The 14608-nt window shown below is 62.4% G+C and carries 14 protein-coding genes; 9 read left to right on the forward strand and 5 right to left on the reverse strand.

Annotated elements, in window-relative coordinates:
- The first annotated feature begins 236 nt into the window (after positions 1–236).
- From chvE to QNO06_RS03675, 4 genes are all read left to right on the forward strand, one after another.
- Positions 237–1358, forward strand: coding sequence for a multiple monosaccharide ABC transporter substrate-binding protein (chvE, locus tag QNO06_RS03660; protein ID WP_227913431.1), 1122 nt, complete (start codon positions 237–239; stop codon positions 1356–1358).
- A gap of 122 nt (positions 1359–1480) precedes the next feature.
- On the forward strand, positions 1481–3043 hold the full coding sequence (gene mmsA, locus QNO06_RS03665) for a multiple monosaccharide ABC transporter ATP-binding protein (RefSeq protein ID WP_227913430.1): 1563 nt from the start codon (positions 1481–1483) through the stop codon (positions 3041–3043).
- 23 nt (positions 3044–3066) lie between these two features.
- Positions 3067–4242 (forward strand): multiple monosaccharide ABC transporter permease, encoded by a 1176-nt coding sequence (gene mmsB / locus QNO06_RS03670; protein ID WP_227913526.1) that lies wholly within the window; start codon positions 3067–3069, stop codon positions 4240–4242.
- Between the two features lie 79 nt (positions 4243–4321).
- Positions 4322–4738, forward strand: a complete 417-nt coding sequence (locus tag QNO06_RS03675; protein ID WP_227913429.1) for a VOC family protein — start codon at positions 4322–4324, stop codon at positions 4736–4738.
- A gap of 10 nt (positions 4739–4748) precedes the next feature.
- Here the strand turns inward: QNO06_RS03675 and QNO06_RS03680 are convergent, their stop codons facing one another.
- A complete protein-coding gene (locus tag QNO06_RS03680) occupies positions 4749–5018 on the reverse strand; it encodes an Atu4866 domain-containing protein (protein ID WP_227913428.1) in 270 nt (89 codons plus the stop codon).
- 154 nt (positions 5019–5172) lie between these two features.
- Here QNO06_RS03680 and QNO06_RS03685 point away from each other — a divergent pair, with 154 nt between their 5' ends.
- Positions 5173–5976 carry a helix-turn-helix domain-containing protein gene (locus tag QNO06_RS03685; protein ID WP_227913427.1) on the forward strand — a complete coding sequence of 268 codons (804 nt, stop codon included), beginning with the start codon at positions 5173–5175 and terminating at the stop codon, positions 5974–5976.
- A gap of 13 nt (positions 5977–5989) precedes the next feature.
- On the opposite strand, the gene QNO06_RS03690 is transcribed toward QNO06_RS03685, so the two are convergent.
- A complete protein-coding gene (locus QNO06_RS03690; protein ID WP_227913426.1) occupies positions 5990–6538 on the reverse strand; it encodes a VOC family protein in 549 nt (182 codons plus the stop codon).
- A 100-nt stretch (positions 6539–6638) separates the two neighbouring features.
- Between QNO06_RS03690 and QNO06_RS03695 the strand changes: the two genes are divergently transcribed.
- The gene (locus QNO06_RS03695) at positions 6639–7502 is read left to right on the forward strand and encodes a helix-turn-helix transcriptional regulator (protein ID WP_227913425.1); all 864 of its coding nucleotides are present in this window, start codon (positions 6639–6641) and stop codon (positions 7500–7502) included.
- A 53-nt stretch (positions 7503–7555) separates the two neighbouring features.
- Complete coding sequence (locus tag QNO06_RS03700) at positions 7556–8800, forward strand: GDSL-type esterase/lipase family protein (RefSeq protein WP_227913424.1); 1245 nt, start codon at positions 7556–7558, stop codon at positions 8798–8800.
- On the opposite strand, the gene QNO06_RS03705 is transcribed toward QNO06_RS03700, so the two are convergent.
- Positions 8743–9708, reverse strand: a complete 966-nt coding sequence (locus QNO06_RS03705) for an exonuclease domain-containing protein (RefSeq protein ID WP_227913423.1) — start codon at positions 9706–9708, stop codon at positions 8743–8745. The genes QNO06_RS03700 and QNO06_RS03705 overlap by 58 nt on opposite strands.
- 168 nt (positions 9709–9876) lie before the next feature.
- Positions 9877–10512 carry a hypothetical protein gene (locus tag QNO06_RS03710; protein WP_227913422.1) on the reverse strand — a complete coding sequence of 212 codons (636 nt, stop codon included), beginning with the start codon at positions 10510–10512 and terminating at the stop codon, positions 9877–9879.
- A 294-nt stretch (positions 10513–10806) separates the two neighbouring features.
- Between QNO06_RS03710 and QNO06_RS03715 the strand changes: the two genes are divergently transcribed.
- Positions 10807–12075: an exonuclease domain-containing protein gene (locus QNO06_RS03715; RefSeq protein WP_227913421.1), complete on the forward strand. Its 1269-nt coding sequence runs from the start codon at positions 10807–10809 to the stop codon at positions 12073–12075.
- A gap of 349 nt (positions 12076–12424) precedes the next feature.
- Here QNO06_RS03715 and QNO06_RS03720 read toward each other — a convergent pair whose 3' ends face one another.
- Positions 12425–12628, reverse strand: coding sequence for a hypothetical protein (locus tag QNO06_RS03720; protein WP_227913420.1), 204 nt, complete (start codon positions 12626–12628; stop codon positions 12425–12427).
- A 35-nt stretch (positions 12629–12663) separates the two neighbouring features.
- Here QNO06_RS03720 and QNO06_RS03725 point away from each other — a divergent pair, with 35 nt between their 5' ends.
- The gene (locus QNO06_RS03725; RefSeq protein WP_227913419.1) at positions 12664–14433 is read left to right on the forward strand and encodes a DUF262 domain-containing protein; all 1770 of its coding nucleotides are present in this window, start codon (positions 12664–12666) and stop codon (positions 14431–14433) included.
- Positions 14434–14608 lie beyond the last annotated feature (175 nt).

Consider the following 14608-nt stretch of genomic DNA (forward strand, 5'->3'; position numbering starts at 1 on the left):
GGCACGGATGATTAAGTAGCCGGATTTCTCTTGTCGAAACCGACATTATGTGGATATGTTGTGTCCGCCTACAAATAGTTGATGGCCTGCAGTCGAAGGATCGGCGGCCCTCAACGGGCGTTACAGCGTTGTATCCGCTCGATCCAGCCGCCGGGCCAGCCGGGGCCCCCACCGCCGTCCTTTAGGCAGCCGGGTACCCGAATTCCGTCAGCAGGGTCCTTTTCGAAGGTTTCAGCATGAGCAGAATCAAAAATGTCTCGGCTATCCTCCTCGCTTTTGGCCTTGCCAGCGGCATGGCCGCGTGTGCCCCGGCGGGAACTTCGGGAGACGGGGAGGGGGAGGGTGAGGCCGCTTCCTGCAACGTCGGCATCTCCATGCCCACCCGGAGCCTGGAACGCTGGATCAATGACGGCGAAGGCCTGAAGGAAAAACTCGAGGCCAAGGACTGCACCGTGGACCTGCAGTACGCCGATGACAAAACCGACCAGCAGATCAGCCAGATCCAGAACCAGATTGCCGGCGGCGCGGAGATCCTGGTGGTCGCGGCCATCGACGGCGAGGTCCTCGGCCCCACCCTCGAGGACGCCAAGTCCCAGGACATCCAGGTGATCGCGTACGACCGCCTGATCAACGGCACCGACGCGGTGGACTACTACGCCACCTTCGACAACTACAAGGTGGGCCAGCTGCAGGGCGAGTTCATCGAGGAGCAGCTGGGCCTGGCCGACGGCGAAGGCCCCTACAACCTGGAACCGTTCGCCGGCAGCCCGGATGACAACAATGCGGCGTTCTTCTTCGCCGGCGCCTGGGACGTGTTGCTGCCGTACGTTGAAAGCGGGCAGTTGGTGGTTCCCTCCGGCAAATCCCCGGCCAGCAACGAGGACTGGACGTCCATCGGCATCCTCGGCTGGAAGTCCGCAGATGCGCAGGCGGAAATGGACAACCGGCTGCAGTCCTTCTACACGGGGGACAAGAAGGTTGACGTGGTCCTCTCCCCGAATGACAGCCTGGCCCTGGGCATCGAATCCTCCCTGGACGCCGCCGGCTACGAACCGGGAACGGACTGGCCGGTGATCACCGGTCAGGACGCCGACGTCGCCAACGTCCAGGCCATGCAGGGGGACCGCCAGTCAATGACCGTCTGGAAGGACACCCGCGAACTCGGCACCCAGGTGGAAACCATGGTGGACGCGATCGTGGCCGGTAACGAGGTGGAGGTCAACGACACCGACACCTACGACAACGGGGTGAAAGTGGTCCCCACCTACATCCTGGAACCGGTGGTCGTCACCAAGGACACGGTCCAGGAGGAACTGGTGGACTCCGAATTCATGTCCGCTTCCGACGCCGGCCTCTGACCCGGCCCCCTTCCGGACTGATCCCGTCCCTCCTCCGGCCCGGACCAGGGGCACGACGACGGCGGCCGCTTCCCGCCGTCGTCGTACCCCCAGGCTCCGCGTAAGCGATAGCGAGAACGCGTATGAGTGACGTCATCCTGCAAATGGACGGCATTGTGAAGGAATTCAGCGGGGTCCGGGCGCTCGACGGTGTCTCCGTGGACGTGGAACGCGGCGGTGTGCACGCGATCTGCGGCGAAAACGGCGCCGGGAAATCCACCCTGATGAAGGTGCTCAGCGGGGTGTACCCGCACGGCAGCTTTGACGGGACCATCACGCTGGAGGGCCGGCCGGTCAGCTACGGCTCGATCAACGACTCCGAGCGCGACGGCATTGTGATCATCCACCAGGAGCTGGCGCTGAGCCCGTTCCTCTCCATTGCGGAGAACATTTTCCTGGGCAACGAGGTGGCGCGCGGGGGAGTGATCGACTGGCACAAAACCAACCTGGAAGCAGCGAAGCTACTGCAGCGGGTGGGGCTGGCGGAAAACCCGGCCACCAAGATCGTGGAACTGGGTGTGGGCAAGCAACAGCTGGTGGAAATTGCCAAGGCGCTGTCCAAGGAAGTGAAGATCCTGATCCTGGACGAGCCCACCGCAGCCCTGAACGACGACGACTCCGCCCACCTGCTCGGCCTGATCCGGCAGCTGCGCGACACCGGGATCACTTCGATCATCATTTCCCACAAGCTCAAGGAAATCCGTTCCATCGCGGACATCGTCACCGTCATCCGGGACGGGAAAACCATTGAAACCTTCGATGTTCAGGACAGCGACGAAATTGAAACCCGGATTATCCGGGCCATGGTGGGCCGGCCGCTGGACCACCAGTTCCCGGAACGCGAACCCCGGATCGGGGAGGAGAAGTTCCGGGTGGAGGACTGGACGGTGCACCACCCCATCGACGTGGACCGGGTGGTGGTGGACCGGGCGTCCTTCAATGTACGGGCCGGGGAGATTGTCGGGTTTGCCGGGCTGATGGGCGCCGGCCGGACCGAGCTGGCCATGAGCATTTTCGGCCGCGCCTACGGCAGCGGCATTTCCGGGCGGGTCTTCAAGGACGGCGTCGAAATCCGCACCCGCACCGTGGACGAGGCGATCGGCCACGGCATTGCGTACGTCAGCGAGGACCGAAAACGGTACGGGCTGAACCTGATCGGCAGCGTCACCGTGAACGTGTCCGCGGCGGCGCTGGGCAAACTGGCCCGGCTGGGCATCATCGACCGGAACCGCGAATACGGGGTGGCCGATGACTACCGCAAACGGATGAACATCCGCACCCCCAGCGTCTCCTCCCTGGTGGAGAACCTCTCCGGCGGGAACCAGCAGAAGGTGGTGCTGAGCAAGTGGATCTACTCCGGGCCGGAAGTGCTGATCCTGGACGAACCGACCCGGGGGATCGACGTCGGTGCCAAGTTTGAAATCTACGGAATCATCAACGAAATGGCGGCGCAGGGCAAGGCAGTAATTGTCATCTCCAGTGAACTGCCCGAACTGATCGGGCTCGCTGACCGCATCTACACCATTGCCGAGGGCCGGCTCACCGCCGAAGTGCCGCGGGCCAAGGCCACGCAGGAGGAACTGATGCGCCACATGACCGCCGACCGGACCCAAGCTGACCGGACCCAAGGAGCACAAGCCTCGTGACCACCACAACTCCAGAGCAGGCCATGGCCCCGCTGCCGCCCAAGCCCGGCAAGACCGGCAAGAAACGACGGCGGGTAGACCTGCGCGCGTACGGCATCCTCGGCGCGCTGGCCGTGATCATCCTGCTGTTCCAGATCCTCACCGGCGGGCGGCTGCTTTACCCGGGCAACGTCAGCAACCTGTTCCAGCAGAACGCGTACGTGCTGATCCTGGCCATCGGCATGGTCATGGTGATCATTGCCGGGCACATCGACCTCTCCGTGGGGTCAGTGGTGGCGACGGTCGGGGCCATTGCCGCGCTGGCCATGAACAACTGGGGGATGCCCTGGTGGGCGGCGGTGCTGCTCTCCCTCGTCGTCGGCGCCGTGATCGGTGCCTGGCAGGGGTTCTGGGTGGCGTTCGTCGGGATTCCGGCGTTTATTGTCACCCTGGCCGGGATGCTGGTGTTCCGCGGCACCGCCCTGATCCTGCTCACCGGCGGCACCATCAGCGGCCTGCCCCGCCCGTACACGGCAATCAGCACCGGCACGCTGCCGTCCACCGGGACCCCTGACCTGGTGACGCTGGGCATCGGGGCGCTCGCGTGCGTGGCGCTGGTGGTGCAGCAGCTGCGGGGCCGGGCGGACCTGCGCCGGCTGGACCTGCCGCGCGAACGCAACGGGTCCTTCATCTTCAAGATCGCGCTCGCCGTGGTGGCGATCATGTACCTCTGCTATCTGCTGGCCTTTAGCCGGGGCATGCCGATCATCGTGGTCATCCTGGCCGTGCTGGTGCTCGCCTATTCGTTCCTGCTGAACCGCACGGTGTTCGGCCGGCACGTCTACGCGATGGGCGGGAACCTGAACGCGGCCATGATGTCCGGGGTGAAGACCCAGTGGGTGAACTTCTTTGTGTTTGTGAACATGGGGTTCCTGGCCGGGCTGGCCGCCGTGGTCAGCACGGCCCGGGCCGGCGGTGCCGTGGCCTCGGCCGGCGGCGGGTTTGAGCTGGACGCGATTGCCGCCGTGTTCATCGGCGGAGCGTCGGTACAGGGCGGCGTGGGCACCGTGGTCGGCGCCGTGATCGGCGCTCTGGTGATGGGCGTACTGAACCAGGGCCTGTCCATCCTGTCCGTGGACGCCGCCTGGCAGCAGGTGATCAAGGGCCTGGTGCTGCTGGCCGCGGTGGCCTTCGGGTTCAGCCGGCGGAAGGCGCGGTAGGTTTTTGCCCTTTTCGCCGGCGGGGCGGGAGGCCTAATCTGGCGGGGTACTGTCCGCACTTACCTGCAAGGAGACAGCTATGCCCAGCCAGATGAATCCCTACCTCAGCTTCCGGGACAACGCCCGGGAGGCGATGGACTTTTACCAGAGCGTGTTCGGCGGAACGCTGGAATCCAGCACGTTCGCCGACATGAACATGGCCGAGGACCCCGCTGAGGGGAACAAGATCATGCACTCCTCCCTGACCACCGACAACGGCTTTGTGCTGATGGCCTCGGACACGCCGTCGGGCATGAACCTGAATGAGGGCAGCAGCTATTCCATTTCACTGAGCGGCAACGACGCGGAGGAGCTGCGCGGCTACTGGGATCGGCTGCTCGACGGCGGCCAGATGGACCTGCCGCTGGAGAGGGCGCCGTGGGGTGACCTGTTCGGGATGCTGACGGACCGGTTCGGGACGAGCTGGATGATCAGCATCGAGGGCCAGGACTCCTAGGGTCCGGCTCTTATCCAGCGGGAGTCTCGCGGTAGAGCACGAGGTGCTCGTGGTAAAGGACTCCATCGCGGATGTCGCCGGTTGCGGTGAAACCGGTGTCGTCCCGGTAGTCCAGGTGGGCTCCGGTGACCGTGTAGCTGCCGGTGTAGGCACTGGCCCGGTCGCCGCGTGCCTCGTCATAGCGGCCGTTGGGCAGCAGTTCCTGCCGGATGTAGCCGTCCGCCGTCACCCACATGCCGACGACGTCGAGGTCCTGGGTCTTGCTGCCGTGCGTTGCCATGCTGAGTTCTCCTAGGGTCCGTGCCGGGAAGTATTGGGAGTCAGGAAGAATCGACGTAGATCCCGGCAGTCTTGGTTTCGAGCCTAGGGAGAATCCCGTCGTCGAGCATGGGTGCGCTTCACCCACCCTTGGCAGCAATCGATAGGCTGGTGACATGGGGGAAGACAATCTGGGGGCGTTCCTGCGGGCCCGCCGCAACGCTGCGGACGCAGCGTTGTATCCGTTTGCCAGGCACACCCGGCGCCGGGTGCCCGGGCTTCGGCGCGAAGAAGTTGCCGAACTGGCCGGGCTGAGCACCGACTACTACCTGCGCCTGGAGCAGGGCCGCGAGAAGAACCCGTCCGGGCAGGTTCTCACCGCCCTGTCGGCGGCACTGCAGCTGACCCGGCACCAGGACGAGCGCCTGCACCTGCTCGCCGGGCGCTCGCCGCAGCGGGTTGCGTCCCCTCGGGCGGTGGATCCCTCGCTGGCACACCTGCTGGAAACGTCCACGGATTCGGCCGCTTTCATCCTGGATTCGCTGCTGAACATCACGCAGCTCAACCCGTTGGCGGAGGCGCTCTTCAGCGGCTTTGCGGACAAGGGGAACTTTGCCCGGAACGTGTTCCTGGACCCGGCGGGCCGGCACTTCTTCGCCGACTGGAACCGCGCGGCCGAATCCTGCGTGGGCGCGCTGCGCACCACCATGGATTTCCACCCCGATCGGCAGGAACGGGATGCGCTGCTCGCCGAGCTGCGGACCGACTCGGAGTTCGACCGGCTCTGGCAGTTGTTTTCGATCGAGCCGAAAACACGCGAGGGCAAGGTCCTGCACCACGAGCAGGCCGGGACCATAGCGGTGACCTTCTATACCTTCCAGGTGGCAGAAGCACCGGGACAGCAACTGGTGGTGTACGAGGCCGAGGCCGACGGTTCCAGCGAGCAGCGGATGAAATCACTGCTAGCTACGCGGTCTTGATGGCCGCGCGCCCCTAGCCGGACTGCTCTGCCGCCCATTCCGCGACCCGGCGGGCGCTTTCCTCCTCGGACAGGTCTTCCACCCGGCTCATCACGGACCAGCGCACCCCGAACGGGTCGCGGATACTGGCGAACCGGTCTCCCGAGACGAAGGTGCTCAGCGGCTCCCGGATGGTCGCGCCGGCGGCTTCAGCCCGGGCTACGGTCTCATCGGCGTTGGCGCAGTAGAGGCCCATGGAGTAACAGTCCTCGTCGCCGGACGGCATCGGGACCAGCCCGAACTGCGCGTTCGGTTCGCCCAGCTGGAGCCGCCCGGTGCCGAAGTCCAGGTCCGCATGCACCACCACCCCGCCCATCTCGGTGATGTCGACGGGCCGGGCGCCGAAGACGTCCCGGTAGAAATCGATGGCGGCCCGGGCATCCGGTACGGCCAGGAACGGGGTCAGGCTGGTGGCACCGTGCGGTATGCCGTTGGTGGTGTGGGTTCCGGTGACGCCGGCTGGGGTCTTGCCGGTTGTTCCGGTGTTCGGTGTGCTTGAATTCGGTGTGTTTGTTGTAGTCATGGTGCCAGCGTAGGCAGCGCGGCAGGGGCCGGGCTTGAAGATTCGCGACAGGGTTTGCGGGCTCCTGGTTGAGGAAGTTCGTTGCGGGGATAGGGGAGCGATGGTCGAGCAGTGGCGCGGCACCCTGTACCCGGCGCGGCTGCCGGAGTTCCACCGGATCCTTCCGGCGGCGGAACTGGCGGACCGGGTCCGCTGGGTGTGGATTCCGGAATGGAACCTTGCTCCGGGGCGGGTGTCCCGGCAGGAGGTCCTGCCCTTTCCAGCGTTGAACCTTGTGGTGGATAAGGACGGGGTCACGCTTTCCGGTCCGGCCACCCGGCGGTCCTTCCGCGACCTGTCGGGCCGGGGCTGGGCGGTGGGCCTGCTGCTGCGTCCCGCCGCGGTGCCGGTATTCACCGACGACCCGGGCAACCTGCGCGACACTGAAATTCCCGTCGATGCTCCGGACCTGCTGGCCGCGGTAGTCGCGGCGATGGCCGACGTCGTACCCTCCACGGACGACGACGACGCCGGGGCCGGCCGCGAGGGTGCCGGGGCCGGCGTCGTACCGGTCGTCGACCCCGCTGAGGTGCGCCGCGCTGCCGCCGTCGCCGCGGCTTCCCGTTGGCTGGAAGCACACGGTCCCACTCCTGACGCCGAAGGGCGGCTCGCGAACCGGCTGGAGGACCTGATTCCGGCGGATGCGTCGATCACCCGGGTGGACCAGCTTGCCGGGCAGCTCGGCGTCTCGGTGCGGACGGTGCAGCGCCTGGCCCGGCGGTTTGTCGGGCTGCCGCCGCTGGCCATGATCCGCCGCTACCGGCTGCAGGAGGCGGCGGAACGGTTGCGGCTGCATCCGGAAACCCCCATTGCCGACGTTGCCGCCGACCTGGGCTATGCCGACCACGCGCACCTGGCCGCCGACTTCCGTGAGGTACTCGGCTTCACGCCCAGCGGCTACCGGCGCTCGGCGGCCGATTCCTAGGGGCACCGCAGGCGCTTTTCGGAAGTGACCGACCCTGCGATATGACTTAACCCATGATCACCACTGTCATCACGCCCTCACTCGTTCGCGGCGCCGCGGAACTCGAAACCACCGCCCGGGGGCTGCGGCCGCACCGGCTGCCCGCATCGGTGCGGGAGCGTTTCCCCGATCCGCAGCTGATGATGGCGGAGTCCCAGCCCTCCGGCGTCCGGCTGGTGTTCACGACGACGGCGCAACAGCTGGAGCTGGTCACGCATCCCACGCGTGTGGTCTACCTGGGCGCGGACCGGCCGCGGGGGTTCGTTGACCTGCTGGTCGACGGCGAACTGGTGCACAGCGACGAGCTCGCCGGCGGCTCATACACCGAGGTCAACATGTCCACCGGGGCGAGCCGGCAGGTGGAGGGGGAGTCGCACGTCAGCGCGTTTTCCTTGCCTGCGGGATCCAAGCTGGTGGAGATCTGGCTGCCGCACAACGAGTCGGTGGAGCTGGTGGACCTGCGGTCGGATGCTCCGGTGGAGGCGTACGACTCCGGGCGGCCGGTCTGGCTGCATCACGGCAGCTCGATAAGCCACGGCTCCAATGCGGCGACGCCGTCGGGCATCTGGCCTGCGGTGGCGGCGAGGATCGGCGGCGTCGAGTTGCACAACCTCGGTCTGGGTGGCAGCGCCATGGTGGATCCGTTCACCGCGCAGGTGATGCGGGATACCCCGGCGGACCTGATCAGCGTGAAGCTGGGCATCAACGTGGTGAATGGGGACGTGATGCGGCTGCGTGCTTTTGTGCCTGCGATGCACGGGTTCCTGGACACCATCCGCGAAGGGCATCCGGAGACTCCGCTGGTGCTCGTTTCGCCGATTTTCTGCGGCATCCATGAGGACACTCCCGGTCCGGGAGCGTTCGATCCGGCGTCCTTCGGGACGGACCAGATTCGGTTTGTGGCTACCGGCGATCCGGCGGGTGTGGCCGCCGGCCAGCTGACGCTGCGGGTGATCCGTGAGGCATTGGAGTCGCTGGTCGAGCGCCGGGCGGAGGATCCGAATCTGTTCTATCTGGACGGGCTGAGCCTGTACGGGGCAGCGGATGCCGAGGAGTATCCGTTGCCCGACGCGCTCCACCCGGACGGTGCCACCCATCGGCTGATCGGGGAGCGTTTCGCGAAGTATGCGTTTGCGGGTGAGGGCCCGTTTGTTGGTTTAAGCAGCCGCCGGCTCCTAACCGCCAGTCTCTCCGCGGATTCTCATAATGAGACCCGCACTGAAGAGTCCCGGGTTCCTTCCTCTGGTGCGAGTCTTTGACGAAAGTCCTCTTCAGTTAGGATCTCAAGTCTTTGGCCTTGCTGCACTAGGGCGAAAGCACGGGCCAATTTACTGCCGAAGGTCATTCCCGGACGCAGAGAACGTTCGTCATAGTCTCCCGTCACCAAAAGCGTCGTCTTCTTTGTCGGGTTCCCCGAGTTGAAGGTGCCGCCATGACGTACAACTAGCTCTTGAGCATCGCTGCGGGACCAGGAGATTTTGCCGGTGAAACAGACCACTTCCCCCGCCATAGGGCCATCGGGATCAATATCACCAGGCTCCAAGTAGGGACGAGGTGCAGTCATGGAAATCGGGCGAGCCTTACGGGAACCCGACCAGTAGCTGTTTTCTACCCTGCCTAGCCGAACCGATGCATGATCGAGTAACTCCGGGACCGTTCCTGCCCCAACTGACCTGGCGAGTTCAACGGCTATGTGCGCGCAGGCCTTTGCGTCCGCTCCGGCCTCGTGGTGATCAAAGGAGGGAATCTGCAGGGCGTCCGCTACCCACGGGAGTTTGTAGACGGGAAGGTCCAGAATCGCTCTGGCAAGAACCAGTGTGCATGCATAGTTCAGTGACGGCCAGGGTAACCCGGCGTGCGTACACGCATTACGCAGGGCTCCCAGATCGAAAGCTGCATTGTGGGCGATGACGACGTCGTCGTCCACAAAGGCAAGGATGTCGCGGAGCGAGGTGCTCCAATCCGGTGCATTGGCTACTGCTGCAGCGGTAACCCCATGGATCGAGGTGTTGAAGGCATCAAATCCTCCTCCGTCTGGCGGAGCGATCAACCAGGACTTGGATTCCAGGATGCTCCCATTGACGACTTTCGCCAGCCCAACAGAACAGATGGATCCCCGGTTACTATTTGCTGTCTCAAAATCTATCGCCGTGAAGGACAATGCCATGCTTTTTCCTACTTACGATCGAACGAGCTCGTAGCCGGGCCAGTTGCGTTGAGGTAGCCCGCCAATTGCCAGAGGAAGGCGTGACCAGGTGGATTCGTTTTCGTTTAGGAGGCCCTTCATAAAGGGCTCCGTGAAATCCTAAAGGAAGCTACGGCCGAGGGCTGTCGCTCAGACCCCAGCCAGTGTCGGCACTTCGCATGGCCATAAGCGAATATCAGGTCCACCGATACCGTTGAAGTAGGTGCGGTTCTTCCTTGTGCGAGCAGCTTCAATGTCGAGCCAATAGTCCAATAGGCGGACGCACCCATTCGCCACCCTTAAGGCTTCAAGCCGAGCTTCTTCCACACACGAGGCATGGGAGGTCCACAGTGACTCAGCTGGAAGCCCTGGCAGCCCGAGATCGACCAAGGGGGAGAGCTTTTTATAGGTCCCGCCTGTTCCAGCTCGTTTTGCCTCTTTGCGGCGTTCGTTTTCTGTTTCGCGCCTCATACTCTCGGCCTGAAACATCCCGTCGAGGAGGTCAATCCAAGATCCACAAAGGTCGGCAAAACGCTGGCCATCGAACAGTTCTGGCCCTGCGATATCAGCTTCCGGGCATGCAACCGCAGCTCTAGGAGTCACCAGTAGCTGACGGTTGCCGACCAGCGCTTCGAATTCTGTACGTTCGAAACGATCCCGGACCACAGCGTTAGTCGTTGATGCGCGCAAGCGTCCGTAGAAAGAGTCAACCGATACCTGCCATATCGCCCACTTGCTGTCATAGACATCTAGCACAGCGATTCCGAAGGGTTGCCCGTCTTGCATGTCTACTCCAAGTAGTCCGAGGCGCCGATATGGCACAAGTCGATTATAGAAGTTAGCAGTGCTTTTCCTGATTAGTGACGCACGGGACTGACTAATTAGCGGGATAGGGCATCCCGCATGGAATCTGAACTTGCCGAAAGGTTCGGGTGACGGGGACAGGGAAAAGCACTCCCAGCCTTTAAACACGCCGGCTGGCGGCTGGCGGCTGGCGTAAACTGACTCAGCCTACGCATCAATGAGTACCTCCAGCTAGTGACGGTCCAGGGTGCGAGGGCTGAAGTTATGGGGGAACCGGTGAGCGGTTTGAATTTCACAGCCATTGATGTCGAAACGGCCAACAACCAAAGGGCATCAGTGTGTGCCGTCGGGATTGTGCAGGTTCGCAACGGAAAGATCTCCGAGACATTCGAGTGGCACGTAACGCCCCCAACGGGCTTGGACTCATTCCACCCTCGCAACATTGCGATCCACGGCATTACGCCGGAAATCGTCCGGGCCGCTGACAACACCTGGGCGGACTCTCTCGACGCTATCCAAACGCTCGCGGAGGACCACCCGCTCGTCGCGTACAACGCACCGTTCGATAAATCAGTGCTCCATGCATCCAGCCTGTTCAGTGGGTTGACGCCACCCAGCAACGATTTCCACTGTGCCCTGGCTTTAGCCAAGCGTCTCCTGACGATGGAAAAGTACCGGCTGCCTCTCGTTGCGGCAGAACTGGGACTCGATTCATTCACCCACCACGACGCCGGTAGCGACGCCGCTGCCTGCGCACAGATTGTTCTGGCACTTTCTGAACGTCATGGCCTTCGGACGGTTGCTGACCTCTGGACGCCCGCGGGCGGCGGCATACGAACCGAGCAGTCGCTGAGGCCGAGCGCGTTCAGCAGGGGCAACAAGAGCCCTATATCCGAACTGCCGCAACCGGATCCTGCCGCGGACCCGTCGCACCCGTTCTTTGGACGCCAAGTAATCATGACAGGAGACCTCGTTTCCTACAGCAGGTGGGATGCGATGGAGAAGATCGCGAGTCTTGGTGGCATCAACGGCAAAGGCGTCACCAAAAAGACTGCGTTCCTGCTGGTGGGAGACGGCAAAACCCACGCAAGTGTGGATTTGGAAAACGGGACGACCAAAGAGAAGAAGGCAGCGGCATATATGGCCGCCGGTCAGGACCTGACCGTGCTCACGGAGTCGGATTTCCTGCAGCTGGTCAGTTCAGACGCGCCTGCCGTGTTGGAACCAGACATGGAAGCCGTATCCGACCTTAGGCCCGTGCAGACGAGAGATGCCACCACGGACGAGGCCGTCCTCCTTCCCTCGCAGCACAACGGCAGTTTTGAGGAACCCGCTGCCGCAGCTGAGTGGCAGTACGAAGACCCGGACGGACAATATGCTTCTCCTCTATCAGACAAGGGTGCCCCAACCGATGCTGACCGCTCCGATCCCTTCATGAGCGTCAGCTCGGACGCGATTCCGGAGAAAGCAGGGCAGGCCGTGACTGCATTGCTGAAGGCCGGCTCGCGAATGGGGCAACGTCTGTGGCGGGCGACTAGAAACTAGAACAGGCGACGCCGGGACCGGCCGCCGCCGTCAGAACCTCCCGGAACGCCGGATTCGGATGGGCATTCGGCAGCACCCGGCGTACACAGTGCAGGGCTTCCAGCGGCGGACCCTGGCCGCGCCTGCCCCGTACGGGCCGGCAACGGCCGGTTCGCACACATTGCAGCAGCACTGATTTGCCCTCGGCATGGAAGCGTCCGACGGCGGCAGCAGTCTCCTGCAGCACGGAGCAGGGATTAGGCATTGGACTCCGCCGACGCGGAAATCCACCAGCCAGAAAGTCGCATGCTTCTCCGGGGCAATCCCGGGGACGTTGTCCGTGCCTAGTCGGCACAGGCTGAGCACTGCATCAAATGCCCAGCTCCGCCGTCCTACCCAGCGCGCCCACGCCGCCAAGCCAGACACCGTCGTCGTCCGGGTGCCGGACCAGGACATCGGTCCTGGACCAGGAGCCGTAGTCAAAGTGGGCCGTGCGTGGCCCCGCCGACCTGCCGACCGTTGCCATCGACCTGTCGCTGATGGGATGCAGACAGCTGATTGAGGTACCTGGCATCCGATCGTCCTGATCAAACTCAGAAAGAGAATATTATGTCATTTCAGACGCCAAAAAGCGTTGAAGAGTTTCTAACTGCGATTCATCAACGCGACTATCTTATGCCTGCAATACAGCGCGAGTTTGTGTGGGGTCCGGATCAGATTATTAGGCTCTTTGATAGCCTAATGCGTGGTTATCCAGTGGGATCGTTCTTGCTCTGGGATGTTAAACGTGAAACCGCGCAGTCATACACGTTTTATGAATTTTTGACTCGTTATCATGAGCGCGACAACCCGTATGCAGCCAAAGCAACGGTGCCAGCGGGGACTGGAACCACTGCAGTCCTTGACGGCCAGCAGCGGTTGACATCCCTGAACATCGGCTTGTACGGCAGTTTTGCAGAGAAAAAGAAGTACGCGTGGTGGAATAGCTCTGATGCTTTCCCTATAAAGCGGCTGTACATGAACCTTACTGAGGAGCCCGAAAATGAGGAGCTAGGTCTTAAATACGATCTTAGGTTCCTAACCGATAGCGACGCAGAATCTGCCTCAAACGCTGAAGATAAGTGGTTCCGAGTAGGAACAGTCCTTGATCTTCCCGACTCGGGCCCCGCGATCATGAAGGAGCTCAATCGGAGAGGAATTAAGGCCTCAGACGAAGCTTTCCAAAGGCTGTACGATCTTTATCAGGCGGTCCGCATTCTCAAGCCGATGAATTATTTCTTGGTCAATGACCAGGATCCCGATAAGGTGCTCGAAATCTTTGTTCGAGTAAACAGCGGGGGGACGACCCTTTCGTATTCGGATTTGCTGCTCTCCATGGCCACTAACCAATGGAAGGAGCTCGACGCCCGCGAGGAAGTGCGCTCGATTGTGAGTGAGCTGAACAGCAACGCCGGACGTCAGTTCTCCTTCTCTAAAGATGTCGTTCTTAAAACTGCACTCAGCATTGCCGGTGTGGATGTCCGTTTTAAGGTATCCAACTTCACGCAGGCAAACATGGGCAAGGTAGAAGGGGCGTGGCTAGAGATTAGGGGAGCGCTTCTTCGCGCCGCTACCCTGCTCCAGCAGTTTGGTTATAACGAGCGTAATCTCACGGCTAACAGTGTCATCGTCCCCATGGCGCAGTACCTGTACCTTCGCCGAGCGAACGATTCGTACCTTGATTCGACTGCTGACGCACCGGATCGCCAAGTCCTACAGCGGTGGGTCACCCGGTCACTCATTAAGCGCGGGATTTGGGGCTCTGGGCTGGATACGATGCTTCTTCGGATCCGGGAAATTCTCGTGGACAACCATTCAAGTTTTCCGGTTGGCGCGATCGAGAGCGCCATGGCTGGCGCTGGAAAGAGCTTGTCGTTCGATGCGGCCGAGGTGGACGAGCTCCTCAACCTCAAATATGCCGGGCAACGCACCTTCTCAGTACTGTCCATCCTCTATCCCGGATTGGATCTCAGCAAGAAGTTCCACGAAGACCATATTTTCCCGAAGTCTCGCTTCACGCGGAAGAAACTGGAGGCCGCGGGAATACAGAGTGACAAGATCGAGGAGTACCTCGGAGCGGTGAATCTTCTGCCCAACCTTCAGCTCCTGGCAGGAACAGCGAACATAGAAAAGCAGGACTCCTTGCCCTCTGAATGGATCGGGAAAGCGTTCGCAGGCCAGTCGAAGCGGGACGCTTACCTTGCTGATAATGACCTTGACGGTGTGCCGCTTGATCTGGAGGGCTTCGTCCAATTCTTTGAAGAGCGCAAACGTCGAATGAGGGATCGTTTGATCCAGGTGCTTGGGCGCACTCTGGCTGAAGAGCAGGGAGAGTCCTAGCATTACTCGTGGCCCAGCCATGCATAGCGGCTGGGCCACGAGTGGTATTTGATTTTCGAGCAGCAGCGGACTAAATCGGGTTGTAACCGATTGGTACAGGACCGCAAGCCGCGCTTCGGCGCCATACGGTGAGAGTGCGTTTATTCTTGACAGGTGGATGTAACTGGAGAATTCG

Origin of the sequence: Arthrobacter sp. zg-Y20 (assembly GCF_030142075.1) — a bacterium.
GTDB lineage: Bacteria > Actinomycetota > Actinomycetes > Actinomycetales > Micrococcaceae > Arthrobacter_B.

Bases quoted from the DNA above. Each gene is read 5' to 3' on its own strand.
- chvE (WP_227913431.1), top strand. From the start codon at position 237: ATGAGCAGAATCAAAAATGTCTCGGCTATCCTCCTCGCTTTTGGCCTT.
- mmsA (WP_227913430.1), top strand. From the start codon at position 1,481: ATGAGTGACGTCATCCTGCAAATGGACGGCATTGTGAAGGAATTCAGC.
- mmsB (WP_227913526.1), top strand. From the start codon at position 3,067: ATGGCCCCGCTGCCGCCCAAGCCCGGCAAGACCGGCAAGAAACGACGG.
- QNO06_RS03675 (WP_227913429.1), top strand. From the start codon at position 4,322: ATGCCCAGCCAGATGAATCCCTACCTCAGCTTCCGGGACAACGCCCGG.
- QNO06_RS03680 (WP_227913428.1), bottom strand. From the start codon at position 5,018: ATGGCAACGCACGGCAGCAAGACCCAGGACCTCGACGTCGTCGGCATG.
- QNO06_RS03685 (WP_227913427.1), top strand. From the start codon at position 5,173: ATGGGGGAAGACAATCTGGGGGCGTTCCTGCGGGCCCGCCGCAACGCT.
- QNO06_RS03690 (WP_227913426.1), bottom strand. From the start codon at position 6,538: ATGACTACAACAAACACACCGAATTCAAGCACACCGAACACCGGAACA.
- QNO06_RS03695 (WP_227913425.1), top strand. From the start codon at position 6,639: ATGGTCGAGCAGTGGCGCGGCACCCTGTACCCGGCGCGGCTGCCGGAG.
- QNO06_RS03700 (WP_227913424.1), top strand. From the start codon at position 7,556: ATGATCACCACTGTCATCACGCCCTCACTCGTTCGCGGCGCCGCGGAA.
- QNO06_RS03705 (WP_227913423.1), bottom strand. From the start codon at position 9,708: ATGGCATTGTCCTTCACGGCGATAGATTTTGAGACAGCAAATAGTAAC.
- QNO06_RS03710 (WP_227913422.1), bottom strand. From the start codon at position 10,512: ATGCAAGACGGGCAACCCTTCGGAATCGCTGTGCTAGATGTCTATGAC.
- QNO06_RS03720 (WP_227913420.1), bottom strand. From the start codon at position 12,628: ATGCCAGGTACCTCAATCAGCTGTCTGCATCCCATCAGCGACAGGTCG.
- QNO06_RS03725 (WP_227913419.1), top strand. From the start codon at position 12,664: ATGTCATTTCAGACGCCAAAAAGCGTTGAAGAGTTTCTAACTGCGATT.